Source organism: Sphingobium phenoxybenzoativorans (genome assembly GCF_018286635.1).
Taxonomy (GTDB): domain Bacteria; phylum Pseudomonadota; class Alphaproteobacteria; order Sphingomonadales; family Sphingomonadaceae; genus Sphingobium; species Sphingobium phenoxybenzoativorans.
This window is the reverse complement of the sequence record NZ_CP073910.1, coordinates 3,669,780-3,692,727: the sequence shown is the minus strand read 5'-3', so window position 1 is coordinate 3,692,727 and position 22,948 is coordinate 3,669,780. Positions and strand designations below refer to the sequence as shown.

Here is a 22,948-nt window from a genome sequence, read left to right as displayed (position 1 = left end):
AGCGGCGGCGCGAGGGTTCAGGCCGCGATCTTCTGCCGTGGACCCAGCAATCCTTCGTTCGGAACAGGGCCGCCGTTGACGGAAAGCGCCAGCAGCCTTCGCCGCTCAACCGGGCCAGGCACGGCCCAGACGCCGGTCGAATCGGCCGAAAAGCCCCAAAACCGGCCATAATATTCTGGATCGCCGATCATCATCAGCGGGGCGCTGCGCAATGCGCGCGCCTCTGCCACCACCTTGTCCATCAACGCACGGCCATATCCGCCGCCCTGCCGTTCCGGCACGACAGCCACCGGGCCGACCATGATCAGCGGGTCGCTGCTCCCGTCGGGTCTGCGCAGCGACACGGGCCAGCTTTGCAATGTGCCCACCAGCGCTCCGGCTTCGTCCAGCGCCGCGAAGGACAGTTCGGGCAGCCATTCCATGCCGCTGCGAATAGCGTAGGCGGTTCGGCCTCGCCTGTCCGTGCCGAAGGCTGCGTCGAGCAATTGCTCGATCGCGATCGTCGTCTGGGACTGGAGAGGGAGAATCGTTGCCAAGTCTTGCTGTTCCGTGTGCAAAGGGGCATGAGCGCCCCGAAGCGCGGGGCTTTAGCGCCCCACGTTCAAATGAAAAGTAAAAACAAACGGGTCGGCGTGCGCCTCCCCCAACGGGCATGGCATCATGGAATTGCAGAACGAAGACTATCTGATCCTTGAGGTCGAGAATCTCGACGTCAACGTGCTTACCGGCATCTATTCGGAGGAGACTCATCTTCCGCAGCCGTTGCGCATCTCCATCAGGGCGCGGCTTAAGATGGCGGATCGCTATGATCCCGAAACGCCGTTGCGCGCGTCGAAAAATTACATGGACCTGAAACATGCGGCGACTGCCGCGATTCCCTCCGACCGGCATTTCACGCTGATCGAGGCGGTGGCCGAACATATCATCGACACGGTTTTTCTGCAGGATGACAAGGTCGATCAGGTCGAAGTGAAGATCGTGAAGCTGGCCCTGAGCGAACGGGGCGAGAATATCGGCATCACCATGTCGCGCCGCCGGAAATAATCCTCGCGGCCAACGACCTTCGAACGTCCGGGCGCTCAGGTCATGATGAGGCCGATCTCCATCAGCCGTTGGCGCAGATAGTCATGCGCGCTGATCGGCGGGTCGCGGCGCGGATTGTCCGCGCTGACGCACTGCGGCAGCGCGTCGATGATGAAGTCCGGGCGCAGGTGCAGGAAGAAGGGCATGGAATAGCGGGAAAAGCCGCGCCGTTCGGGCGGCGGATTCACCACCCTGTGACTGGTGGAGGGCAGGACGTGGTTGGTCAGCCGCTGCAACATGTCCCCGACATTGATGACCAGCGCCCCTTCCGGCGGATTGACCGGCAGCCAGTGGCCGTCACGGGTGAGCAACTGCAGCCCGCCTTCCTCCGCGCCCAGCAGCAGGGTGATCAGGTTGATGTCTTCATGCGCCCCGGCGCGCACGCCAGGCGCGTCGGCGGACACCGGCGGGTAGTGGAGCAGGCGCAGGATGCTGTTGCCGTTATGCACCGGCTCGGCGAACCAGTCCTCCGGAAGGCCGAGATAAAGCGCGATCGCTGAAAGCAGCAGGCCGCCCACCCGGTCGAACTCCGCATAGAGCCGGGTAAAGCTATCCTGAAACCCCGCTATCTCCTGCGGCCAGACGTTGGGCGGCATAGTCGCAGCCAGCGGATCGCCGGTTGGCAGGTCGCGGCCGACATGCCAGAACTCTTTCAGATCATTCTCGGTCGCATTCTTGGCGATTTCGGTGCCGAAAGCCGTATAGCCGCGCTGCCCGCCATTGGCGGCGGCGTTGTAGGCCTGCTTGGCGGCCTCCGGCAGTGCAAAAAAGGCCTTGGCCTTTTCCCACCCGTCCGCAATCAGCGCCCGGTCCATGCCATGGTCGCGCACCATCGCAAAGCCGAAGCGATGAAAGGATTCGCCAAGCGCCTGGGCGAAATCCGCCTTGCCGCTGTTCGCCATCGAAAGCGTGGGCATGGTGTCCAGAATGGACTGCGGCACCGGTTATATCTCCTTGGTCTGATCTCAGCATCCTAACGGCGCGGCATGCGGATGTCATCTTGGACAAGCGCGCTTCGCCCCGCTATTGGCCAGGCAGACCACACTGCAGGATGGCCCACATGCACTATTGGCTGATGAAATCGGAACCGGACGTTTTTTCCTGGGACGATCTCGTCAAGAAGGGCAAGGCGGAATGGGATGGCGTCCGTAACCATCAGGCGCAGCTTAATATGAGGGCGATGAAGAAGGGCGACCTTTCCTTCTTCTATCACAGCAATATCGGCCTTGAGGCGGTGGGCGTCATGGAGATCGTCGAGGAAGCCGCGCCCGACAGCACCGACGATAGCGGAAAATGGATCGCGGTTCATGTCGCGGCGCGGGATAAATTGGCGAAACCAGTGACGCTCAAGGCCATGAAGGCCGATCCGAAGCTTGCCGATATGGCAATGCTGCGTCAGTCCCGTCTGTCCGTGTCCCCGGTCAGCGAGGCGGAATTCCGCCATATCCTGGCATTATCAAACAGATGACGCCGGTTTCCGTAACGGCAGCGTGACGATTGCGCAGCGTGCAATCGTTCGAACGGTTTTTGCGATTGCCGCGACATTGCATTGCACAATAAGTCGGGCCTCGAAAGAAAAGACAGAGGTGTTTGATCGGCATTCCAAAGGAGTAAACCTATGCGAATGCTGTCCAAGATTGTTATCGCCGGTGTTGCCGGTTCCGTTTCCCTGGCTGCTCCGGCAATTGCCGAAGACGCCGCCAAGTCCCGCTTCGTTCACGAAGGCTATACCTATGTATACCAGGTGAAGGACAGCAAGGACGGCAAGCAGACCATTTCCGGCACCCGCTATCCTGGCGCCACTGCTTTCAACCTGCGCGTTCGTGACGGCAAGGTTTCGGGCATTTCCGGCGGCCAGTCGGTTGCTTTCAATGTTGAGGAAGCGCGCGGCGCAGCCAACTGATCAGATCGCGCCGGTTCAGCCGGCAGTGATGAAAAAAGGGGCGATCCAGCATCTGGATCGCCCCTTTTTCGTTATGATCGACCTTTTAGCGGCAGCGGCGCTTGCTGTCGATTTCCTTGCCGAGCAGCGCACCCGCAGCCGCGCCAAGCACGGTGCCGGTGGTGCGGTTGCCATCGGTATCGATGGCGCGGCCGGCCAGAGCGCCGCCAACGCCGCCGATGATCAGGCCGGTGGTGCCGTCGGACTTGCGGCAATATTGGCGGCCGTCGCGGCCGCGCCATTCGCGATATTCATAGTCGCGATGCCGGCGCGCCTCCGCCTGGTCGGTGGGCAGCACAAAGGTCGCGGGGATCGCAACCGCGGCCGCAGCGAGGGAAAGTATGAGAGTACGCATGGGTTGCTCCTTCCTGGTACTTAACTTCAATCAGTGAACCCGTTCATCATGACGGGGGTTGCATGAACCTCCGGCAACAAGCCAAATGTCTGAAATAAATACCGTCTTTTTAAGAGACAGGCCGTTGAAACCGTACGCCGGACTGATGCAAATCCAGCGCGCCGCGTATATGCTCACACCGGCTTTGGAGGTCGCATGTGCTGAAACACCGGATGGATGATGCCGATGGCATTTTCGAGATAGAGGTCGATGGCAGCATCGACGCTGACAGCTATCGTTCCGTGGTTCAGAACCTGGAGGCGGAGATCAAGGCCAGAGGGAAGATCGCCGTTCTGGAAACGATCCACAGCATAGGCTGGATCAGCCCGGAGATATGGCTGGAGGATCTGTTCTGGTCATCCCGGCATATGGGGTCCTTTTCCCGCGTGGCGCTGGTGACGGACACAAGCTGGCTCGCCAGCCTGGCGGCGACGGCTGCGCTGGCCTTCCCGGTCAAGCTCAAGACCTTTCCTCTGTCGGAGATTGCGGGCGCGCGCGCTTGGCTTGCGGCATGACGGATGCAAGGGCGCTGATCGCCGCGCTTGACCTGCGACCGCATCCTGAGGGCGGCTGGTATCGCGAAACATGGCGCGCGCCGCATGCGGAAGGGGAGCGGGCCGGGGGAACGGCGATCCTGTTTCTGTTGGAGGAGGGGCAAAGGTCGCATTGGCATCGTGTCGATGCAACGGAGATATGGTTCTGGCATGCGGGCCATGCCCTTCGTCTCGCCACGGCCGCGAGCGATGCGGGACCAATCAGCGATATGGTGCTTGGGCCTGACATATTTGCCGGAGAAAGTCCGCAGGGCGTCATAACCGCCGGTCACTGGCAATCGGCGGAAGCGGACAAGGGCTGGGTGCTGGTGAGTTGCACGGTGACGCCGGGCTTTGAATTTCAGGGCTTCACCCTCGCGCCGCCGGGCTGGGAACCGGCATCCCGTTGATCTTGGCTGCTTATTGCGCGCGGGTGTTTTCGGGCCGGATTTTTATCCACATCAATCCACAGCTTTCGCGCGCAGGTAGTTGAAGATTCATCTGAATTCCCTTTGTGCGACTCGCTTTTCATGACAGCTTCAAGACATCGGAAGACGGATAGGACGCCGGAGCGATCCGGGGTTGCGGAAGGGAAACCGGAAGCGAAGTCAGCCGATGATGCCGGAGCCGGAGAAAGGGCGTCGCAAGATGCCGGATCGAAGGGGAAGGCGGGAAAGAACTGACAGACAATCAAGTGCGCGCGCAAGCGAACGCCGGGTTGAAAGGACGTTGTTTCCAGCAATCACTGTCCTTCGGGATGGTGTTGCGAACGCGATGCGGTTCTCCTTGGAGAAAAGCGCGCGGCACGCCGGGGAAAGCGCAGGAGACCCGCAAGGGCCACCAGTGAAGGAACCAGCGGAAGTGGGGACCGGCAGCAATGCCGGCCCCCATTTTGCTTTGAGGGGCTAGGCGCGGATATCGGGGCTTTCTGTTTCAGACGCCCATATCATCCGAACATCCTATCATCCGGCTATGTGAGCTGCCCTGCGCCCTATCGGCAATATCCTTCCTTGCCGCTTTGCACGATCAGGCAGTTCGTCTTGTCCGCCAGATATTTGAAACCGGTCTCTACACCTGCGCCGGGCCGGATCGTCTCCGTCTTGCCGTTGCGCTCAAAAACGATCGTCCCGTTCTGCACCGCGCCTATATAGTCGCCTTGGGTGTCAAGATTATCCTTGATAGTCAGAGCGAAATGGCCGGGCTGTCCGTCCTTTGATGGTTTGATGTCCAGGAACAGCCCTTCCGGTCCCGTCCATCGGCCTGCCCATCCGGCCACCGCTGAAGCCGCCGCGATGTCATCCCCTGCACTCACCGAATCGCTGTCCTCTGCGATATTGGTGATGTCTGCATCGGCGGCAGCGGCATTCTCGGTCGTGTTTTCATTGCCAGCCGGGTTCTGCGGCTGACCGCAAGACACCGCCAAAAAGAATAATGGCAGTCCGATGATAGCGGATTTCTTCATGATCTTTGGCCTCCATTCAGGCTGACCGAACGGACGAGCGGCCGCTTTGATCCTGTATGCCGCCGCAACCATGTCTTTCCCTTGCCCGTCGCACAAGCCTGACTAAAGATGGTGCGGGGCAGCATGAAAACGGGTCGTGCAAGGGGGACAAGGTGGGCAGGGCATCATTTGTAAGGGAATCAGCGGACGTTAGGCGTCAGGCGCTGATCGACGCGACGGCGCGATGTCTGGCCGAACGTGGTGCGGGCGGCGCATCCGTGCGCGTGATCTGCGCGATGGCCGGCGTGTCTCCCGGTCTCCTCACCCATTATTATGAAGGTATTGAAGCGCTGATCCTGGCGACATATCGCGATGTCGGCCGGCGTGTCGGGGAGGCGATGGATGCCGCGGCGGAGAGCGCCGGAGATGACCCCAGGGCGCGGCTGGACGCTTATGCCACCGCCAGTTTCCGTCCTCCGGTATTGGATCCCGATCTGCTTGCGACGTGGGTGGCCTTCTGGAGTCTGGTCAAATCCACCCCGCCGATTGCGGAAGCACATGCGGAAATTTATGCCGCTTACCGGGATGCGATGGAGCGGTTGATCGCGGTCTGCAGACCCAACATGGAGCCTTGTAAAGTGCGCCTGAATGCCGTCGCAATCACTGCGCTGGTGGATGGCTTCTGGCTCGAACTTTGCCTGGATACCAGCAGTTTTACGGCCGAAGAGGCCTGCGACATGACCCGGAAATGGATATCCGATCTGCTCGATTCCTAGCGGACGCGCTTTGATCGATTTTTTCTATCTTTAAGGACCAAAAAAACAATTTCGACATTTGTGCAACCGCACATAAATACGCTCTGCCACACAACAAGACAGGAGCGTTCATGTCCGTACTCAATACACCCATCAAGCCGTTCACTGCGACCGCCTTCAAGCAGGGCAAGTTCGTTGACGTGACCGACGCCGATGTCAAAGGCAAATGGGCGGTTTTCTTTTTCTACCCGGCCGACTTCACTTTCGTCTGCCCGACCGAGCTGGAAGATCTGGCCGATATCTACCCGACCCTTCAGGGCATGGGCGTAGAGGTGTTCTCGGTCTCGACCGACACGCATTTCTGCCACAAGGCCTGGCACGACACGTCGCCGGCGATCGGGAAGATCAATTATTACATGGTCGGTGACCAGAACCACACCATCTCGAACAATTTCGAGGTTCTGCGTCCTGGCGTTGGCTTGGCCGATCGCGGCACCTTCGTCGTCGATCCGGAAGGCACGATCCAGCTTCTGGAAATCACGCCGGAGGGCGTGGGCCGGAACGCGACCGAACTGCTGCGCAAGATCAAGGCGCTGCAATATTGGGTCAGCCACCCCGGCGAAGTCTGCCCGGCCAAGTGGGAAGAAGGCGAAGCAACGCTCGCGCCTTCGCTCGACCTCGTCGGCAAAATCTAAGCGAATCCCCTTGGGGTCGCAGCGTCCGGGGCCGGTTTCGGCCGGTCCCGGAACGTATCGGCCGGGGGATGCATGGGCGGCGGGGCCTTCACCCCATGCTGTCTGATGTTTCGGCGCGGCCTTTGGCGCGCCTTTTTTTACCCCTTTTATAGAATGGAGCCGTCATCATGTTGGACGCCAATCTCAAGCAGCAGCTTTCCGGCTATCTGACCAACATCACGCAGCCGATCGAACTTCTCGCATCGCTCGATGACGGAGCGAAGTCGGCTGAGCTTCTCGGCCTGTTGAACGACATCGCCGCATTGTCGGACAGGGTGTCCGTGGTCCGCAAGGATGATGACAAGCGCAAGCCGTCCTTCATGATCCGCCGTGTGGGCACGGATATCGGCGTCCGCTTCGCCGGCATTCCGATGGGGCATGAATTCACGTCGCTGGTGCTGGCGCTGCTGCAGGTCGGCGGCCATCCGTCAAAGGCGGCGCAGGAGGTCATTCAGCAGGTCAAGGATCTGGACGGCGACTTCGCTTTCGAAACCTATTTTTCGCTCTCCTGCCAGAACTGCCCGGATGTGGTGCAGGCGCTGAACCTGATGAGCGTGCTCAACCCCCGCATCAGCCATACCGCTATCGATGGCGGTCTGTTCCAGGATGAGGTCAGCGAGCGCAAGGTGATGGCGGTGCCCACCATCTTCCTCAACGGCGAACCCTTCGGCCAGGGCCGGATGGAGTTGGAGCAGATCGTCGCCAAGATCGACAGCGGCGCCTCGTCGCGCGCTGCCGAGAAGATCAAGGCGAAGGACCCCTTCGACGTTCTGGTGGTTGGCGGCGGACCTGCTGGCGCTGCCGCGGCGATCTATGCCGCACGCAAGGGAATCCGCACAGGCATCGCCGCAGAGCGTTTCGGCGGGCAGGTGCTCGACACGATGGCGATCGAGAATTTCATCTCGGTACCACATACCGAAGGACCGAAGCTTGCCGCGCATCTGGAGCAGCACGTCAAGGATTATGACGTCGACATCATGAACCTGCAGCGGGCCGAAAAGCTGATTCCGGCGCGGACCGAGGGCGGCTTGCATGAGGTTCGTTTGGAAAATGGCGCTTCGTTGAAAGCCCGCACCGTCATCCTGTCCACCGGCGCGCGCTGGAGGCAGATGAACGTGCCCGGCGAGGACGAATATCGGAACAAGGGCGTTGCCTATTGCCCGCATTGTGACGGCCCGCTGTTCAAGGGGAAGCGCGTTGCTGTAATCGGCGGCGGCAACAGCGGTGTCGAGGCGGCGATCGATCTTGCCGGCATCGTTGCTCACGTCACCCTAATCGAGTTCGACAGCGACCTGCGCGCCGACGCCGTGCTCCAACGCAAGCTGGCCAGCTTGCCGAACGTCAAGGTCATCACCTCCGCGCTTACAACGGAAGTGCATGGCGATGGCGAGAAGGTGACGGGCCTCAGCTATAAGGACCGCAACCGCGATACCCGGCATGATGTCGACCTGGAGGGGATATTCGTCCAGATCGGCTTGGTGCCCAATACCGAATGGCTGAAGGGCGCGATCGCCCTGTCGCCGCGCGGAGAGATCGAGATCGACCATCGCGGCGAAACCTCGCAGCCGGGCATCTTCGCAGCGGGCGATGCGACGACTGTGCCGTACAAGCAGATCGTCATTGCCATGGGCGCTGGATCGACTGCGGCGCTGTCCGCCTTCGACTATCTGATCCGTCTCGCCCCGGCGGATGCAGAGGCCGAGGCGGCGTAACGCGCTGATAAATGCTTCGCGGGCGGGGTTAGGAGCGCATTTCTAACCCCGCAACTTCCGCAACTTCGTAACCCGCATAAGGTGTGGGTCATGCGGAAATGCGGCTTGCTTCCTGGCGCATCCGCCCTCAATATCCGGCGGTTAGTGTGCGCTTTTTCCCCGCAACCGTCCTATTCCGATCACGGCAGCCACAATGACTGCGCCGACGGCCAGACCCAATATGGCCGATGCGCCTGCACTGACGATCCATTCGACAGCGCCTTGCGCAAAGGGCGCGGCGCGGCCCGCGCTTTCGGCGATAGCGTGGATGGCATGGGGCAGGGCGGTGATATGGAAATGCTCCATCCCGTGGACCAATATGCCGCCGCCGACCCACAGCATCGCCGCTGTGCCGACCGGCCCCATCACTGCAAGTATGCGCGGCATGGCATGCACAAGTCCGCGGCCAAGTGCCCGGCGCGCGCCACTACCGCCGCTCGCCATTTTCAGGCCGATATCATCCATCTTCACGATTAACCCGACCACGCCATAGACGCCCGCCGTGATGACGACAGCCACCGCCAGCAGCGCGATGGCCTGATCCAATAGAGGCTCGCCGCTCAACGTGCCCAGTGCGATCGCCATGATCTCGGCCGACAGAATGAAGTCGGTGCGGATTGCGCCGCTGACACTGGCTTCTTCCAGTTCCGCAGGATCGGAGAATTGTTGCGCCTCTCCACCGGCATCATGATGTGGCAGGAAGCTTTCCGCGACCTTCTCTGCCGCTTCGAAGCATAGATAGCTGCCGCCGATCATCAGCAGCGGCGTCAACGCCCAGGGCGCGAAAGCGCTCAGCGCCATCGCGCCGGGCAGGATGAACAGCAGCTTGTTCTTCAGCGATCCGCGAGCGATCTTCGCAATCACCGGCAACTCGCGCGCTGGTGACAGGCCCGTCACATAGCGGGGGGTGACAGCGGCATCGTCAATCACGACCCCGGCGGCCTTCGCGCTCGCCTTGCCGGTTGCGCCCGCCACATCGTCGATCGATGACGCCGCCAGTTTCGCGATTGCAGCGACATCGTCGAGCAGCGCCATCAGGCCAGAAGGCATGGAAACTCCCTTGGAATATATGTGGTCATGCAGATGCGGCGATTTCCGGCAACGCCCAGTCGATGGGTTCGATCCCTTTCGATTCCAGAAAGCCATTGGCTTGCGAGAAATGCCGGCAACCAAAAAAGCCGTTATGTGCCGACAGCGGCGAGGGATGGGGCGCTTTCAATACCAGGTGCCGGCTGCCGTCGACAAATCCGGCCTTGCGCTGGGCATAGGCGCCCCACAGCATGAAAACGACGGGGTCCTGTTTTTGGTTTACCAGCCGGATCACGGCATCCGTGAAAAGCTCCCACCCTTTACCCTGATGCGCGGCGGCCTGCCCCATCTCGACAGTCAGAACGCTGTTCAGCAGCAGCACGCCCTGCTTCGCCCAATGCTCCAGAAACCCGTGCCGCGCTGGGCGGACGCCCAGATCGGTGCCCAGCTCCTTGTAGATATTGACCAGCGACGGTGGCGTACGCACCCCTGGCCTCACGCTGAAGCACAGGCCGTGCGCCTGCCCTTCGCCATGATAGGGGTCCTGCCCCAATATGACGACGCGGACTTGATCGAGCGGAGTCAGGTCGAGCGCCCGGAAATACTCACTGCCCTTGGGGAAGACTCGCGCTCCGGCCGCCTTGCGGTCGATCAGGAACTGCCGGAGCTTCTGCATATGCGGCGTGGCGAACTCGCCGGCCAGCGGCGTCTTCCAGCTTTCATGCAGTTTGACGCTGTCGCTCATTGATCCCCTCTGTCCCTGAGCCGCTGGATCAAGTCAACCATGGTCGCGCTTACTGGCCGGAAAGGGCTTGCCTGCAGTCTTGTATTGCTCGACTGTCCAGCCATGCTTCTTTTCCGCTCCGGTTCGGCATTCCTGCTTTCGCTGATGCTGGCAGTGTCTCCGCTGCCGACGGCATTCGCGATAGGACCGGCGAACGCGCCCGCCCCGCATATGAGCGCGGAAGACAGCCTGCGTGCCGAATTTGCCCGCTTCGCCACGATGACCGACGGCACGGTCGGCATTGCCGTACGCCGGATCGGCGACGATCATGCGGTGATGCTGAATGGTAATACGCTGTTCCCGATGGCGAGCACTTACAAGGTCGCTGTCGCAGGCGCGATCCTTACCCAGGTGGACAGGGGGCAGGTGACGCTGGACACCATGATCCCCGTCGATCGGAGTATGATGGTGTCGGATGGCATCGCGGACATGATGCCGCATCCCGGCCTTTCTCTGTCGGTCTATAATCTTCTCGAACTCATGCTGACGCGCAGCGACAACAGCGCGACTGATGTGCTGGTGAAGCAGGCTGGCGGTCCGCAGGCGATCACCGGATGGCTCCGTTCAGTCGGCATTCGCGATCAACGGGTGGACGGGAATACGGCCCAGCTTCTCTACCGCGCCATGGGCATTTCCCCGGCGGGCGGCAGCTTTGCGCGCAATGTGGACATGGCGCTGCAGGCTGATCCGGCGCTGCGCGAACGCGACGCCCGGGATTTGCCCAACCTGGCCTTCGCCGCCGACCCGCGCGACACCTCCACCCCGGAGGCGATGCTCGATCTGCTGACGAGGATCGCGCAGGGCAGGGCGCTGAAACCGGACACGACACGCACCCTGCTCGATATCATGGCGCGGTGCCATACGGGTCAGAACAGGCTGAAGGCGCTATTGCCGCCGGGGACGCCCATCGCGCACAAGACCGGGACGCTGAACGGCTTGGCCAATGACGTGGGTATTGTAACCCTGCCGGATGGTTCAACGATGGCAATCGCTGTCTTTGTTATGAAGGACAGCAAGGGCAGGGACGTCCGTGACCGCATCATGGCGGAGGCTGCGCGCGCAGCGCACGACTATTATCTTTTTTCAAAGGTCTGACGCGGCCGGGATATGGAAAGGGCGGGCCCTCCCCCGAAGGCCCGCCCTTGCATCCGCGCCCGGCAAGGGCTGCGGATGATTGGACTGCAGTCAGGCTGCGTCCGAAACCGTGTCGTCCGCCTTTGCCTTAGCAGCGAAGCGGCGGCGAGCGACCAGAGCCGCCGCTGCAGCACCGAATAGCAGGATCATTGGCGGCGCGGGAACGTCTGTGCCGCCGCTGCTGCTGCTCGATCCACCGGAGGAGGAGCTGCTAGACGAAGAACTGCTGGAGCTGCTGCCTGAACTGCTCGACGTAGTGGTGCCGAAGCTGGAGGAGCCCGTCGACGTGCTCGACGACCCGCTGCTGCCGGTCGAGGATGACGATCCTGTCGATCCGCCATTGCTGGTCGTGCCGCCGGAGCTGCTCGACGAGGATGATGAGGACGATGAAGAACTGGACGAGGATGAGCTGGACGAGGAGGACGTGCTGCTCACGCCGGACGACGTGCTGACATTGCCCGAAGATGTCGACACGCCGCCCGTAGACGTGGATACGCCGCCGGTAGAGGTTGAAGTCGACACGCCGCCGGTGGAGGTCGAAACGCCCCCCGTCGAAGTCGAGACGCCGCCTGTAGATGTGGAAACACCGCCTGTGGATGTCGACACGCCGCTGGACGTGCTTGTCGATCCGGTAGAACTGCTGGTCGAGGAAACCACAACGCTTCCGCCGCTACCGCCGCCGCTTCCCCCAAAGAAACCGCCGAAAAATCCGCTCGACCCGCCGCCGAAGCCGCCGCTGCCGCCCATCACGACAGGAACCGGCCCGCCGCCGGAAACGACCGAAGGTCCAGCGGCCAGCGGTGCGACGGGAGCCATCGGCATTGGCGGAACGGGCTGCCCGGCGACTGTGACGACGGCTGGCGTGCAGGACGTGACTGTCCGCACCGTCTTGCGCTTCACGGTCCGCGCAACATGACGCGGCTTGGCATAGGCTTTCTTCGTCTGCTTGACGACCGCAGGACGCGGCGATTCAGCGACATGGACCGCGCCGCCACCGATGATTGCTCCACCACATGCGCATGCGCAGAGTTTCGCCATGGCCATTCTAACCGACATATCCGACACTCTTGTTATCACCCCGCCCAACGCCTGGTCCTTGGCGCGCGGAGGCATCTATTAGGGTCAGAAACGCAAAAGACGGGTTAACTGCAACCATATTAACCCTGAATGTGCGTGCCGGATCGGGAAACATTGAACAGTCCGATCAACGAATATGGTTAATGTTCCGCGCCGGGACGCGGTGATTGGCAAAGGTAAACAGGGGGTTGGCTGCGGGCCGTTATGCCGACTTATCCCCAGCCATCGTTAACGGTCTTGCCGTTGCAGTTATTGAACGCTTGTGTCGCCCTATGCCGCTGGCTATAGGCCCGCTCAATCAGCAGTATCGGTCGGCAGGACGATCCACCTGCCGCCCCTCGTTTCGGAGAGCCAGATGGCAACGGTCCAAAGCCCTGACAAGGGCGGAGTCCCTCCTTCGAAGGCAGCCATAGATTTGCCCGATGATTACCGCCCCTCGGCCGACGAGGAGTTCATGAACCCCCGGCAGCTCGAATATTTCCGCCAGCGCCTTCTGGCCTGGAAGAAGCAGATTCTGAGCGAAGCCGAAGGCACTCTGGCTGTTCTCCAGAATGAGCCTTTGCGGGAGCCGGACCTGAACGACCGGGCGTCGAGCGAGACGGACTGGTCCATCGAACTGCGCACCCGCGACCGCCAGCGCAAACTTATCTCGAAAATCGACTCGGCTCTTCGCCGCATCGATGACGGGGAATATGGCTATTGCGAGGTAACCGGCGAACCGATCTCGCTCGGAAGGCTGGAAGCCCGGCCGATCGCCACTATGACGGTTGAGGCGCAGGAACGTCATGAGCGCCAGGAAAAAGTCTCACGCGACGATTAACGCCATATTCGGCAAGCCGCTGAATAATCCGTACAATTCGATACCGCTCCGCGCAGCTCCAGTCAGCGGCGTGATGATCGGACGGAGAATCTTGTCTAGTTAACGGTTTTTCCATGCTTTTCTGACAGTCCCGATCGTACGGTGGAACACCCTATCGGGCAGAAATCATGGGAACGGAATTGGAAGATTCGGACGAAAGAGGCCCGGCGCGTATCGCGCCGCGCGATAGCCTATTTCTGCTGACCTCACTCACCACCTTGCAGGGCGCTTCGCTGGGCAAGGCGCGCATCCGTAATCTTTCGGCGACCGGCATGATGGCCGATTGCGAAGCCGCGCTGGCCAAAGGGCAGCAGGTTATTATGGATCTGCGCGGCGTGGGTCAGGTGTTCGGCAAGATCGCCTGGACCCGCAACGACCGGGTCGGCATTGTCTTTGATCAGGCCATAGATCCGCAATTGGCGCGTAAACCGGTGGCCGAGGGGCGCGGGTCGCATAAAATGCCGGATTATCTTCGTATGACAGGAAAGACCCTTCGCCGCTAAGGCGGTTATGGGTCGAAAATTACGCGCCCAGGCGGAGCAATTGCCCCGCCGGACGCGATCGGGATGCGCCTAACGCGGACGCATCTCCTCTTTTAGCCGCAACTTCTGCTTCTTCAGGGTGGCAACCAGAACGGCGTCGGGCATTGGCCGACTCACTTCCGCCTTGATTCGGGCGTCGAGGCCCGCATGCTTTGCCTGCAGTGCTGAGATGTGGCTTGCTTCCATGACAATCTCCTTGCTTGAGGGGTCTGGATAATCGAGTAGATCACGAATTTTAGAGTCTTCTGTGGTTGCCGCCCTTGAAGCAAGAGGTTTCTGATCCGGTGGGTAAGTGATCGAGTGCGGTCTTCTGTAAGGCCTATAACTGCGGCACTTTCAGAAGCCGCTGGCCGGTATGGTGATCTGCGGATCAGGTCCAAATCTGACTCTCGAGCTGCAATGCTCACGACTCTAAACTGGTTTTCCTTATCCAGATCTGTTCGATCATTTTGCCCATTCGGGTCGTCGCCTTCTCACTCCCCCGATCCGGCGGCAAGCAGGTTTGCTGGCATGTCGATCATGCCAACACTGCTTGCGTCGGAACTTGATAATCCTCGTTTTTCGTCAGCAAAGCCCAGATTGTCCGCGCCATCTTGTTGGCCAGCGCGATTGCCACGAGCATCCGCGGCTTTCGGGCCACCATGCGTGCCAGCCAAGAAGTTTCCGGGATCGATTTGCGACCCACCCAGTTCAGCCGCGACATCGCGCCAATAATCAGCAGCCTGCGGATGTCAGCCTGCCCGGCTTTGGATATTCGCCCGAGCCGCTCCTTTCCGCCGGAAGAGAACTGGCGCGGAACGAGGCCGAGCCATGCGGCAAAGTCGCGTCCGCATTTGAAGTTCTCCATCGGCGGTGCAAATGCCTCCACCGCCAGCGCAGTCAGTGGACCAACGCCGGGGATTGTTTGCAACCGCCGTGCCGTATCGGCCTCGGCAGCCAACTTCTTGATCTTCGCTGTTCGATCATTGATGCGTATGGTCTGCTCAGCAATCTGATCCAGCAACTCCGTGCATTCCTCTTGCATCAGATCGGGCAAATCACTGTTTGGTGCATCCAGTATCTCGGCGATCCGCTTTATCTGGTGCGCTCCTTGCGGAACAGTATGGCCATATTCGTAAAGGCAGGCTCTCAGCGCGTTGATCAGTTCGGTGCGCTGGTGGACGAGCCGTTCGCGGGCGCGGAACAGGATGGCACGGCTTTGTTGTTCGGCAGACTTCGGCTCGACAAAGCGCATCTCGGGCCGTTGCGCCGCGACCACGATCGCCTCAGCGTCTGCAGCGTCATTCTTCTGTCGTTTCACGAACGGCTTCACATACTGAGCCGCTATAAGCTTCACCTCATGGCCAAGCCGGACCATCTCGCGCGCCCAGTAATGCGCGCTGCCACACGCCTCCATCACCACCACTGCTGGTGGCTGTTCCGCCATGAACTTGCCGAAAGCCTGCCGCGACAGCTTCTTCCGATACTGCAGCTGCCCATTCATCGACGCCGCGTGGAGTTGAAAAACATTCTTTGCCAGGTCCACCCCGATCATCGTATCCTTCTTCATGGTTGCCGTCCTTTCCGCTCAGTGGCCTTTCAACTCCACTATCTTGGCACATTGCGATGCCGTCTGGGGAGGGCGGCAACCAACCCATCTGTCTTTAGGCGAATCGCGGTTTGCGATATTTGCAATCATGGTTGCGATGATCCGCTTTGCGGATATTGCGCTGGGCAGGAGTTTTGTAAGCGGCGCAAGGGAGGCCGATTGCGGGACCGAGGTTGAGATGGCGGGGTAATGACCACTGAAGACATCATGCGCCGTCTGGAAATCCTCCGGGTGGAACATCGCGATCTGGACAGCGCCATCATGGCGTTGTCGGACAGCGGGACCAGCGACCAGCTTCAACTCGCCCGCTTAAAGAAGCGTAAACTGCTTCTGCGCGATGAAATCGCCATGCTTGAGGACCATCTGGTCCCCGACATCATCGCCTGATCCCGCTATCGTTAATGTGCCGATCCGGGACGCTTTCGTAACCGCTCTGTAACAAGAAGATTAACGCGACTGACAGCGCCGCGCCGCTGTGGCAGCGTTTTTCTCATGCCATTTTCGGGACATATGAATCGCGGTCTGCATGGCCGCCTGGTCAACAGCCTGTATATCGAGGCCATGGTCATGGCGGACGAGGCTCGCGCTTATTTTTCCGCGCAGGGCGATGCTGATCGCGATGAACTGGCGGTCCCCGCCCGGATCGGATTTTCCTGCGAGTCTCTGAAAGTGACCACCCGGCTTATGCATGTGATCGCCTGGTTGATGGCGCAACGCGGCTGGCAGCGCGGCGAAATAGGGGAGCATGCCCTTGCCGATCCGAAATATCTGCTGGGCGAAGCTGCTCCGACAGATGCAGTCGTACTGGCCGATTTTCCTTTCGCCGCCCGCGCTTTGATCGAGGGAAGCGCCGACCTCTATGATCGCGTTGCCCGCCTTCAGGCCATGATGCGGGGGGAGCGCGATGCGGCGGAGGGCGCCCGCGCGCTTATGGACCGGCTGGAGCAGGCCTTCTGACAAGCAGGCTTATGGCCTCGGCTGGGCGCAAAAAAGCGATGATTGTGTAGCTTCTGCACTGGCGTCTTGAGGGGGATGTGGTCTAGATATCGCCGGATGTCCTCAAGCCCGCGGTTTCTTCGCCATCGCGCGCGCTATTCCCGCTTTGTCCGATCCATTTTGCTGGCCGTGGCGCTTCTTCCCATGGGGGTTGCGGCGCAGGAGCAAATTGTGCCGGACACAGAGACGCCGCTCGCCAATGAACCAGGAATTGGCGTTGATTGGCCTGACATGGGGGAAGCGGACACGGTATCGTCTATCGAACCCGAACCAGGCGATGCCCAACCCGAAGTCGTAGTTGATCAGGCGGCCGCCCCTGGGCAGGAACCGGGGGATATGGCGGAGGACCAGCCGGACGTGCAGTCCGCCGGCCGCTCCGACGGAATGGCGGAGCAGCGCTACACCACCGTCCTCAATGGACTGGACGCCATTCTGAATGACCAGTTTCGCACCCGCTTCAATGAACTTTCCGTATTGAAGCAGGGCGAAGGGAAGCCGGCGAATGTCGCCCAGATTAATCGGCGGATAAAAGAGGACAGCGATCTTCTGGACCGGCTGTTACGGGCCAAAGGCTATTATGATGCGCGCATTCGCGGCGGCATCCGCGCGCCGGTTGATGGCAAGCTCCGCGCTGTGTTCGAGATTACGCCGGGAACGCAATATTTACTCGCTTCGGTAGATTTGTCGGGGCTGGAGGCTGCAGGCGATCGCGCCGATATTCTTCGCGCGGCCTTCCCGGTGAAAGCCGACGATCCGGTCGATGCCGACAATATCGTGATGGCGCAGGGCGCGCTGACACATGCGCTCGGTGAAAATGGGTTCCCCTTCGCCAAGGTGGAGGAACCGGTCGTTCGCATCGATCATGAAGCGCGCAAGGGTGATCTCGACATGATCATCGCGACCGGTGGTTACCGCACTTTCGGCCATATTCTGGTCAAGGATGATTCCCTGTTCAGCGCCCGGCATATTCAGCGGATTGCGCGTTTCGACCCCGGTGACACCTATATGGCGTCGGATGTCGAGGATCTGCGCAAGGCGATCATCGCTACCGGGCTGGTCTCCTCCGCGACGCTGACGCCGCAGGATGCGGGGGATGGCGAGCATGTCGATGTCGCAATCGACGTGTCGCCTGCGCCATTCCGTACGATCGCAGGCGAACTTGGCTATGGCACGGGCGAAGGAGTGAGGGTTGAGGGCAACTGGCAGCATCGCAACTTCTTCCCGCCGGAGGGCGCGGTGCTGGTGCGCGGCGTCGTGGGCACGCAGGAGCAGCTTGCGTCATTTACGTTCCGCCGGAACAATTTTCGCCGCCGGGATCAGGTGTTCACTGCGCTACTTTCCGCGGCCAATACCAACCGGGACGCCTATGCCGCCCGAACGCTTACTTTGTCTGGCACGCTGGAGCGCCAGACCAACATCATTTTTCAGAAAAAGTGGGTCTGGAGCATTGGCGCGGAACTGGTTGCATCGGACGAGCGGGACAGTTTTAGCCGGATTGCGGGCGGCGGCCGCCGCACATTCCTTATCGGCGCCTTGCCGGCCAACCTGACGTATGACGGCAGCGATGACCTGTTGAATCCATCCACCGGATTTCGGCTGGGGGGACGGGTTAGCCCTGAGCTGTCTTTCCAGAACAGCACTTTCGGCTATGTCCGCGCGCAACTGGACGGCAGTGTCTATCAGCCTGTCGGTGACCGGGTTGTCATGGCTGCACGCGCCCGGTTCGGCAGCATTTTCGGGTCAAGCGTTCGCCGGATCGCGCCATCCCGCCGCTTCTATGCTGGCGGCGGCGGTTCAGTGCGCGGCTATGGCTATCAGGATATTGGTCCGCGTGACGCCAATAATGATCCGATCGGCGGCAAAAGCCTGGCGGAATTTTCCTTGGAATCTCGAATCCGTTTCGGAAATTTCGGTGTCGTTCCTTTTGTGGATGCGGGCAATATCTCCACCCAGTTCCTGCCGGACTTCCGCGACCTGCGGATCGGCGCTGGCGTAGGCGTCCGCTATTACAGCAGTTTCGGGCCGATCCGCGTTGATGTGGGAACACCTATCAATCCGCAGCGGGGCGATCCGCGCATCGCTGTCTATGTCTCGCTTGGACAGGCCTTCTGATGGTGGACGAGGCCGCCATCGAAACGCCGCCGTCGTCGCCGTCGCCGCCGCCGCCGCCGCCGCGCCGCCGGGTCGGCTGGCAGCAGTGGCTGCTCGGTGCGCTCCTCGCTGTGGTACTGATCGTCGCGGGGGCGATGCTTTGGCTCGACACAACTTCCGGTCATCGGTTCCTTGCCGGGCGGATCGCCCGGATTTCGCCGCAATCCGGGCTGCGGATAGAGGTCGGCGGCATTGATGGCAGCATTTACAGCAAAGCGGTGCTGCGCGACCTGCGTTTGTCCGACCCGACCGGAGCCTTTTTCACCGCGCCGCGCGTTCAACTCGACTGGTGGCCCTTCGCCTGGTTTTACAATCGCCTGGACATTGACCGGCTCATCATTCCTTCGGCCACCCTGCACAAATTGCCGAAGCTGAGGCCCACAGGCAGAGAGGGGCCGATCCTCCCGGATTTCGATATCCGCATGATGGAGTTTTCGGTCGGCAGGCTTGTCATCGAAAAGCCGATCGTAGGGCAGCGTCGCGTGGCGACATTGCGGGGGGATGCCGACATACGGTCCGGCCGCGCCGTTATAGACCTTTCGGCCCGTGTTCTGGACGGGGCGGATGTGATGCTCCTGTCGCTGGATAGCAGGCCGGACGATGACAAGTTTGATGTCGATATCACCGTGAATGCGCCAAAGGGCGGCGTGCTGGCGGCTATGGGCGGCCTGCGTCAGGACGCGAATCTGCGGGTGAGAGGCAAGGGTAGCTGGACCGAATGGCAGGGTGGGCTAATCGCGACGCTCGACCGCAAATCCGCAGCAGCGATGCGTATTGTCGCCCGGCGCGGCTTTTATACGCTGACCGGCAATGTCGAGGGCGCGGCGATTGCTGGCAATGGTCTTGTTCGGCGCATGACAGCGCCGCAGCTCCTGCTCTCGGCAAAGGGCACGTTCGAAAATCGCCTTATCAAAGGTTCGTTGACGGCCAGTTCGGCTTCCATGACGATGACTGCAGACGGTGGCGTCGATCTGGCGCGCAATGCGTTCGACAATCTTCTGCTCAACCTGCGGCTGGATCGCCCTCAAGCCCTGCTCAAAAATATGACCGGGCGCGACGTGATTGGCCGTGCGCGGTTGGATGGTGCGTTCGCAAGCCCCGGTTTCGAATATATCCTGTCCGCTCGCCAACTCATATTCGGCAAGACGGCGCTCAGCGATGTGCGCGCGGCGGGCAAGGGCAGAAAAGCCGTCGGCGCTCCTCTGGTCCTGCCGCTCAGTCTCTCGGCGCGACGGCTTGACGGCCAGGGAGATATTGTTGCGTCGATCCTGCGGAACTTCCGGCTGGACGGTACGCTCCAGATTCAGGGCCAGCGGATCGTCAGCAATCCGATGCGGGTGCGTGCCGATAAGCTGAATGGCGAAATAGTCGCTCTCGCCGACTTGAAAAGCGGCCGTTACGATGTCGGCCTGACCGGAGATATTCGCGGCTTGGTGATCCCCGGCCTTGGCATTGTCGACGTCCGGTCCAAGGTGCAGGCGGTGCCCGGCATAAAAGGCGCTTTCACGCTGAAGGGGCAGGCGCAGGCCAATATGCGCCGTCTGGACAATAGTTTCTTCCGGACGTTGGGCGGCGGCTTGCCGCGCCTGCGCTCCGGCCTTTCACTGGGGCCGGATGGACGGCTGCTGCTATCGGGTCTCAAGCTCGATACGCCGCTGCTTACCCTTTCCGCCAACGGGTATCGCCGGCCCGACGGCACTTTCCATTTCGACGGTAAAGGCGCGCATAAAACCTATGGCCCGCTGGATTTGAAGCTGGAAGGCAAGATCGACCGGCCGGAAGTGGATCTGCTTCTCGCCCGCCCGTTTGATCCCGGCGGCCTGAAAGATGTGAAGCTTTATCTGGATCCGACAGCGACTGGTTATGATTTCACGGTCCAGGGCGGATCGGTGCTGGGGCCGTTTACGGGGGACGGCCGCATTGATCTGCCACGCGGTGCAGACGCCACCATCGCGGTAGAACGGCTTGCCGTCAGTGGCACGGTCGCGCGGGGCAATATTCATCCGGTGACTGGCGGACTCAACGGCCGGCTGGACATTAGCGGCGCGCTTACGGGCTTTGTCGCGCTTGAACCGGTCAATGGCGTGCAGAAAATCGCGACGGAACTTACCGCCCGCGATGCGCGCTTCGACGGGCCTTTGCCTATTGGAGTTTCGCGAGGAAAGTTGACTGCGACGATCATGCTTGATCCGGCGGGCACGACGATTGATGCGAACGCTGACGCACGGGGACTTCTTGCAGGAACGGTGCGGATCGGACGCCTTACCGGCACGGCAAAGCTTGTGAACGGTTCCGGCACGGCCAACGCCACGCTGATCGGGCAGCGCGGGCGTCAGTTCCGGTTGCAATTCAATGCGGATGTTGCGCCGGAGAAAGTGCGTATCGCTATGACCGGCATGCTGGATCGCAAGCCGATCACGCTGACGGTCCCCGCCGTCCTCACACAAACGGAAGATGGCTGGCGGCTCTCGCCTGCGACAGTCAGCTATATGGGCGGCACTGCGCAATTTGCCGGTCGCATGGGTGGGGAAACGACACAGATTGAGGCAAGACTGCAACGGCTTCCGCTCTCGCTTCTGGATATTGCGAAGGATGAGCTTGGGCTTGGCGGCACCGCGACCGGTACCCTTAGTTTCCTCAAACCTCGCGAGGGTGCGCCGACCGGCAAGGCGGATTTGCGCATCCGCGGCCTTTCGCGATCGGGCCTGGCGCTCAGTTCCAAGCCGATTGATCTCGGCCTCAATGCGGCGCTAACCGCCGAACGTCTCGGCGCACGCGCCGTGGTGGTGAGTGAGGGCAAAACTATTGGTCGCGCGCAAGCGTTGATCAGCCCGCTGGGGTCCGGCGACCTTGCGACGCGTCTTCGCACTGCGCCGCTCTTTGCCCAGCTCCGCTATAATGGCACGGCCGATACGCTTTGGCGTCTGACAGGGGTCGAGATTATCGATCTTAGCGGACCGGCGGCGGTGAGTGCAGACGTGCATGGCACCTTGGACAATCCGGTCATTTCCGGTTCGCTTTCCAGCACCAACGCAGTCATTGACAGCCCGGTGACGGGTATGCACCTGACCAATGTGAAGGCGCAGGGCCGTTTCAACGGGTCTCAACTCGTCATTTCCAACCTGTCCGGCACAGCGAAAGGCGGTGGGACAGTTACAGGCAGCGGCCGTTTCGAATTCAGCGCACAGGGCGTTGGCATCGACCTCGCTATGCAGGCGGATAACGCATCTTTGCTGGAACGCGATGATATCGCCGCCACTGTCACCGGGCCGATCACGATCAAGTCAAATGGCAATGGAGGCACCATTGGCGGTGATCTGGATCTGATCCGCAGTCGCTTCACAATGGGTCGCGCGGCGGCCGTGGCCCAGATTCCAGAACTGCGCGTGATCGAGGTTGACCGGCGGGGGACGGAGTTTGAGCGGGAAGCGCCCGCTGCGCCATGGAATCTCGACATTCACGCCCGCGCGCGCAACCGGCTGACGGTGACGGGGCTTGGTCTCGACAGTGAATGGCGCGCCGATCTGCAACTGGGCGGGACGGTGGTCAATCCCGCCATCAAGGGCACAGCGCAGCTTGTGCGGGGCGGCTATGAATTTGCGGGCCGCCGTTTTGATCTGACCGAAGGCATGATCCGCTTTGACGGATCGACGCCAGTCAACCCGACGCTGGACATCGAGGCGGAGGCGGACGTCAACGACATTAGCGCCACCATAAAGGTGACTGGCACTGGCCTTGCGCCACAAATCAGCTTCACCAGCATCCCTGCGCTGCCGGAGGATGAATTATTGTCGCGTATCCTGTTCGGCAGTTCGATAACGGATCTCTCCGCGCCGGAGGCATTGCAATTGGCATCTGCGGTGGCGGCGCTGCAGAGCGGAGGCGGCGGGCTTGATCCGATCAATGCTGTGCGCAAGGCTACCGGCCTCGACCGCCTGCGCATCCTGCCCGCCGATCCGACAGTCGGACAGGGAACCTCGGTCGCCGCAGGCAAATATCTGACGCGAAAAACCTATGTCGAACTGATTACGGATGGGCAGGGCTATTCGGCAACCCGTATCGAATATCAGGTTACTCGCTGGCTTTCCCTGCTGGCCAGTGTTTCCACCATCGGGCGGCAAAGCGCCAACGTCCGCGTTTCAAAGGATTATTGAT

General features: G+C 61.0%; 24 protein-coding genes. 16 read left to right on the top strand and 8 right to left on the bottom strand.

Going from position 1 to position 22,948, the window contains the following annotated elements:
* Positions 1 to 17 precede the first annotated feature (17 nt).
* Positions 18 to 536 carry a GNAT family N-acetyltransferase gene (locus KFK14_RS18295; protein WP_212608672.1) on the bottom strand — a complete coding sequence of 173 codons (519 nt, stop codon included), beginning with the start codon at positions 534 to 536 and terminating at the stop codon, positions 18 to 20.
* Positions 537 to 660: 124 nt separating this feature from the next.
* Between KFK14_RS18295 and KFK14_RS18290 the strand changes: the two genes are divergently transcribed.
* Positions 661 to 1,044 (top strand): dihydroneopterin aldolase, encoded by a 384-nt coding sequence (locus tag KFK14_RS18290; RefSeq protein ID WP_212608671.1) that lies wholly within the window; start codon positions 661 to 663, stop codon positions 1,042 to 1,044.
* 35 nt (positions 1,045 to 1,079) lie between these two features.
* Here KFK14_RS18290 and KFK14_RS18285 read toward each other — a convergent pair whose 3' ends face one another.
* A complete protein-coding gene (locus tag KFK14_RS18285) occupies positions 1,080 to 2,024 on the bottom strand; it encodes an isopenicillin N synthase family dioxygenase (protein WP_212608670.1) in 945 nt (314 codons plus the stop codon).
* A 119-nt stretch (positions 2,025 to 2,143) separates the two neighbouring features.
* On the opposite strand from KFK14_RS18285, the gene KFK14_RS18280 reads away from it, so the two are divergent.
* Both KFK14_RS18280 and KFK14_RS18275 read left to right on the top strand, forming a co-directional pair.
* Complete coding sequence (locus KFK14_RS18280; RefSeq protein WP_212608669.1) at positions 2,144 to 2,551, top strand: EVE domain-containing protein; 408 nt, start codon at positions 2,144 to 2,146, stop codon at positions 2,549 to 2,551.
* Positions 2,552 to 2,707: 156 nt separating this feature from the next.
* Positions 2,708 to 2,986: a hypothetical protein gene (locus KFK14_RS18275; RefSeq protein WP_070155038.1), complete on the top strand. Its 279-nt coding sequence runs from the start codon at positions 2,708 to 2,710 to the stop codon at positions 2,984 to 2,986.
* Between the two features lie 85 nt (positions 2,987 to 3,071).
* On the opposite strand, the gene KFK14_RS18270 is transcribed toward KFK14_RS18275, so the two are convergent.
* The gene (locus KFK14_RS18270) at positions 3,072 to 3,380 is read right to left on the bottom strand and encodes a glycine zipper 2TM domain-containing protein (protein WP_070154900.1); all 309 of its coding nucleotides are present in this window, start codon (positions 3,378 to 3,380) and stop codon (positions 3,072 to 3,074) included.
* Between the two features lie 197 nt (positions 3,381 to 3,577).
* On the opposite strand from KFK14_RS18270, the gene KFK14_RS18265 reads away from it, so the two are divergent.
* Both KFK14_RS18265 and KFK14_RS18260 read left to right on the top strand, forming a co-directional pair.
* Positions 3,578 to 3,934: a SpoIIAA family protein gene (locus KFK14_RS18265; RefSeq protein ID WP_139139241.1), complete on the top strand. Its 357-nt coding sequence runs from the start codon at positions 3,578 to 3,580 to the stop codon at positions 3,932 to 3,934.
* Positions 3,931 to 4,362, top strand: a complete 432-nt coding sequence (locus tag KFK14_RS18260; protein ID WP_212608668.1) for a cupin domain-containing protein — start codon at positions 3,931 to 3,933, stop codon at positions 4,360 to 4,362. The genes KFK14_RS18265 and KFK14_RS18260 overlap by 4 nt, the downstream gene beginning before the upstream one ends.
* A 581-nt stretch (positions 4,363 to 4,943) precedes the next feature.
* Here KFK14_RS18260 and KFK14_RS18255 read toward each other — a convergent pair.
* Positions 4,944 to 5,414, bottom strand: a complete 471-nt coding sequence (locus tag KFK14_RS18255; RefSeq protein WP_212608667.1) for a hypothetical protein — start codon at positions 5,412 to 5,414, stop codon at positions 4,944 to 4,946.
* Positions 5,415 to 5,566: 152 nt separating this feature from the next.
* On the opposite strand from KFK14_RS18255, the gene KFK14_RS18250 reads away from it, so the two are divergent.
* The 3 genes from KFK14_RS18250 to ahpF all read left to right on the top strand — a co-directional run bounded on the left by KFK14_RS18250 (position 5,567) and on the right by ahpF (position 8,594).
* Complete coding sequence (locus KFK14_RS18250) at positions 5,567 to 6,169, top strand: TetR family transcriptional regulator C-terminal domain-containing protein (protein ID WP_246524699.1); 603 nt, start codon at positions 5,567 to 5,569, stop codon at positions 6,167 to 6,169.
* Between the two features lie 110 nt (positions 6,170 to 6,279).
* Positions 6,280 to 6,843: an alkyl hydroperoxide reductase subunit C gene (gene ahpC, locus KFK14_RS18245; protein WP_212608665.1), complete on the top strand. Its 564-nt coding sequence runs from the start codon at positions 6,280 to 6,282 to the stop codon at positions 6,841 to 6,843.
* Positions 6,844 to 7,010: 167 nt separating this feature from the next.
* Positions 7,011 to 8,594: an alkyl hydroperoxide reductase subunit F gene (ahpF, locus tag KFK14_RS18240; protein WP_212608664.1), complete on the top strand. Its 1,584-nt coding sequence runs from the start codon at positions 7,011 to 7,013 to the stop codon at positions 8,592 to 8,594.
* Positions 8,595 to 8,735: 141 nt separating this feature from the next.
* Here ahpF and KFK14_RS18235 read toward each other — a convergent pair whose 3' ends face one another.
* Positions 8,736 to 9,683: a DUF808 domain-containing protein gene (locus tag KFK14_RS18235; protein WP_212608663.1), complete on the bottom strand. Its 948-nt coding sequence runs from the start codon at positions 9,681 to 9,683 to the stop codon at positions 8,736 to 8,738.
* A 25-nt stretch (positions 9,684 to 9,708) separates the two neighbouring features.
* The gene (ung, locus tag KFK14_RS18230; RefSeq protein ID WP_212608662.1) at positions 9,709 to 10,407 is read right to left on the bottom strand and encodes a uracil-DNA glycosylase; all 699 of its coding nucleotides are present in this window, start codon (positions 10,405 to 10,407) and stop codon (positions 9,709 to 9,711) included.
* Between the two features lie 39 nt (positions 10,408 to 10,446).
* Between ung and bla the strand changes: the two genes are divergently transcribed.
* The 4 genes from bla to KFK14_RS18210 all read left to right on the top strand — a co-directional run bounded on the left by bla (position 10,447) and on the right by KFK14_RS18210 (position 14,019).
* A complete protein-coding gene (bla, locus tag KFK14_RS18225) occupies positions 10,447 to 11,541 on the top strand; it encodes a class A beta-lactamase (RefSeq protein WP_343227765.1) in 1,095 nt (364 codons plus the stop codon).
* Between the two features lie 79 nt (positions 11,542 to 11,620).
* Entirely contained in the window at positions 11,621 to 12,496 is an 876-nt protein-coding gene (locus KFK14_RS18220; RefSeq protein ID WP_212608661.1) for a hypothetical protein, read from the top strand.
* A gap of 516 nt (positions 12,497 to 13,012) precedes the next feature.
* The gene (gene dksA, locus KFK14_RS18215; protein ID WP_070154886.1) at positions 13,013 to 13,477 is read left to right on the top strand and encodes an RNA polymerase-binding protein DksA; all 465 of its coding nucleotides are present in this window, start codon (positions 13,013 to 13,015) and stop codon (positions 13,475 to 13,477) included.
* A 167-nt stretch (positions 13,478 to 13,644) separates the two neighbouring features.
* Positions 13,645 to 14,019: a PilZ domain-containing protein gene (locus tag KFK14_RS18210; protein ID WP_070154885.1), complete on the top strand. Its 375-nt coding sequence runs from the start codon at positions 13,645 to 13,647 to the stop codon at positions 14,017 to 14,019.
* 69 nt (positions 14,020 to 14,088) lie between these two features.
* On the opposite strand, the gene KFK14_RS18205 is transcribed toward KFK14_RS18210, so the two are convergent.
* Both KFK14_RS18205 and KFK14_RS18200 read right to left on the bottom strand, forming a co-directional pair.
* Positions 14,089 to 14,244 carry a YdcH family protein gene (locus KFK14_RS18205; protein ID WP_070154883.1) on the bottom strand — a complete coding sequence of 52 codons (156 nt, stop codon included), beginning with the start codon at positions 14,242 to 14,244 and terminating at the stop codon, positions 14,089 to 14,091.
* Between the two features lie 331 nt (positions 14,245 to 14,575).
* Complete coding sequence (locus KFK14_RS18200; protein ID WP_212608660.1) at positions 14,576 to 15,607, bottom strand: IS110 family RNA-guided transposase; 1,032 nt, start codon at positions 15,605 to 15,607, stop codon at positions 14,576 to 14,578.
* 228 nt (positions 15,608 to 15,835) lie between these two features.
* On the opposite strand from KFK14_RS18200, the gene KFK14_RS18195 reads away from it, so the two are divergent.
* The 4 genes from KFK14_RS18195 to KFK14_RS18180 all read left to right on the top strand — a co-directional run bounded on the left by KFK14_RS18195 (position 15,836) and on the right by KFK14_RS18180 (position 22,947).
* Positions 15,836 to 16,033 (top strand): YdcH family protein, encoded by a 198-nt coding sequence (locus tag KFK14_RS18195; protein WP_070154881.1) that lies wholly within the window; start codon positions 15,836 to 15,838, stop codon positions 16,031 to 16,033.
* Positions 16,034 to 16,138: 105 nt separating this feature from the next.
* Positions 16,139 to 16,603, top strand: coding sequence for a DUF1465 family protein (locus tag KFK14_RS18190; RefSeq protein ID WP_212608659.1), 465 nt, complete (start codon positions 16,139 to 16,141; stop codon positions 16,601 to 16,603).
* 96 nt (positions 16,604 to 16,699) lie between these two features.
* The gene (locus KFK14_RS18185) at positions 16,700 to 18,754 is read left to right on the top strand and encodes an autotransporter assembly complex protein TamA (protein ID WP_212608658.1); all 2,055 of its coding nucleotides are present in this window, start codon (positions 16,700 to 16,702) and stop codon (positions 18,752 to 18,754) included.
* A complete protein-coding gene (locus tag KFK14_RS18180) occupies positions 18,754 to 22,947 on the top strand; it encodes a translocation/assembly module TamB domain-containing protein (RefSeq protein WP_212608657.1) in 4,194 nt (1,397 codons plus the stop codon). The genes KFK14_RS18185 and KFK14_RS18180 overlap by 1 nt, the downstream gene beginning before the upstream one ends.
* Position 22,948: the final 1 nt, after the last annotated feature.

Excerpts from the sequence above, each read along its gene's own strand:
- KFK14_RS18290 (WP_212608671.1), top strand. The coding sequence starts at position 661 with ATGGAATTGCAGAACGAAGACTATCTGATCCTTGAGGTCGAGAATCTC.
- KFK14_RS18280 (WP_212608669.1), top strand. The coding sequence starts at position 2,144 with ATGCACTATTGGCTGATGAAATCGGAACCGGACGTTTTTTCCTGGGAC.
- KFK14_RS18275 (WP_070155038.1), top strand. The coding sequence starts at position 2,708 with ATGCTGTCCAAGATTGTTATCGCCGGTGTTGCCGGTTCCGTTTCCCTG.
- KFK14_RS18270 (WP_070154900.1), bottom strand. The coding sequence starts at position 3,380 with ATGCGTACTCTCATACTTTCCCTCGCTGCGGCCGCGGTTGCGATCCCC.
- KFK14_RS18260 (WP_212608668.1), top strand. The coding sequence starts at position 3,931 with ATGACGGATGCAAGGGCGCTGATCGCCGCGCTTGACCTGCGACCGCAT.
- KFK14_RS18255 (WP_212608667.1), bottom strand. The coding sequence starts at position 5,414 with ATGAAGAAATCCGCTATCATCGGACTGCCATTATTCTTTTTGGCGGTG.
- ahpC (WP_212608665.1), top strand. The coding sequence starts at position 6,280 with ATGTCCGTACTCAATACACCCATCAAGCCGTTCACTGCGACCGCCTTC.
- ahpF (WP_212608664.1), top strand. The coding sequence starts at position 7,011 with ATGTTGGACGCCAATCTCAAGCAGCAGCTTTCCGGCTATCTGACCAAC.
- KFK14_RS18235 (WP_212608663.1), bottom strand. The coding sequence starts at position 9,683 with ATGCCTTCTGGCCTGATGGCGCTGCTCGACGATGTCGCTGCAATCGCG.
- ung (WP_212608662.1), bottom strand. The coding sequence starts at position 10,407 with ATGAGCGACAGCGTCAAACTGCATGAAAGCTGGAAGACGCCGCTGGCC.
- bla (WP_343227765.1), top strand. The coding sequence starts at position 10,447 with ATGGTCGCGCTTACTGGCCGGAAAGGGCTTGCCTGCAGTCTTGTATTG.
- dksA (WP_070154886.1), top strand. The coding sequence starts at position 13,013 with ATGGCAACGGTCCAAAGCCCTGACAAGGGCGGAGTCCCTCCTTCGAAG.
- KFK14_RS18210 (WP_070154885.1), top strand. The coding sequence starts at position 13,645 with ATGGGAACGGAATTGGAAGATTCGGACGAAAGAGGCCCGGCGCGTATC.
- KFK14_RS18205 (WP_070154883.1), bottom strand. The coding sequence starts at position 14,244 with ATGGAAGCAAGCCACATCTCAGCACTGCAGGCAAAGCATGCGGGCCTC.
- KFK14_RS18200 (WP_212608660.1), bottom strand. The coding sequence starts at position 15,607 with ATGAAGAAGGATACGATGATCGGGGTGGACCTGGCAAAGAATGTTTTT.
- KFK14_RS18195 (WP_070154881.1), top strand. The coding sequence starts at position 15,836 with ATGACCACTGAAGACATCATGCGCCGTCTGGAAATCCTCCGGGTGGAA.
- KFK14_RS18190 (WP_212608659.1), top strand. The coding sequence starts at position 16,139 with ATGCCATTTTCGGGACATATGAATCGCGGTCTGCATGGCCGCCTGGTC.
- KFK14_RS18185 (WP_212608658.1), top strand. The coding sequence starts at position 16,700 with ATGTCCTCAAGCCCGCGGTTTCTTCGCCATCGCGCGCGCTATTCCCGC.
- KFK14_RS18180 (WP_212608657.1), top strand. The coding sequence starts at position 18,754 with ATGGTGGACGAGGCCGCCATCGAAACGCCGCCGTCGTCGCCGTCGCCG.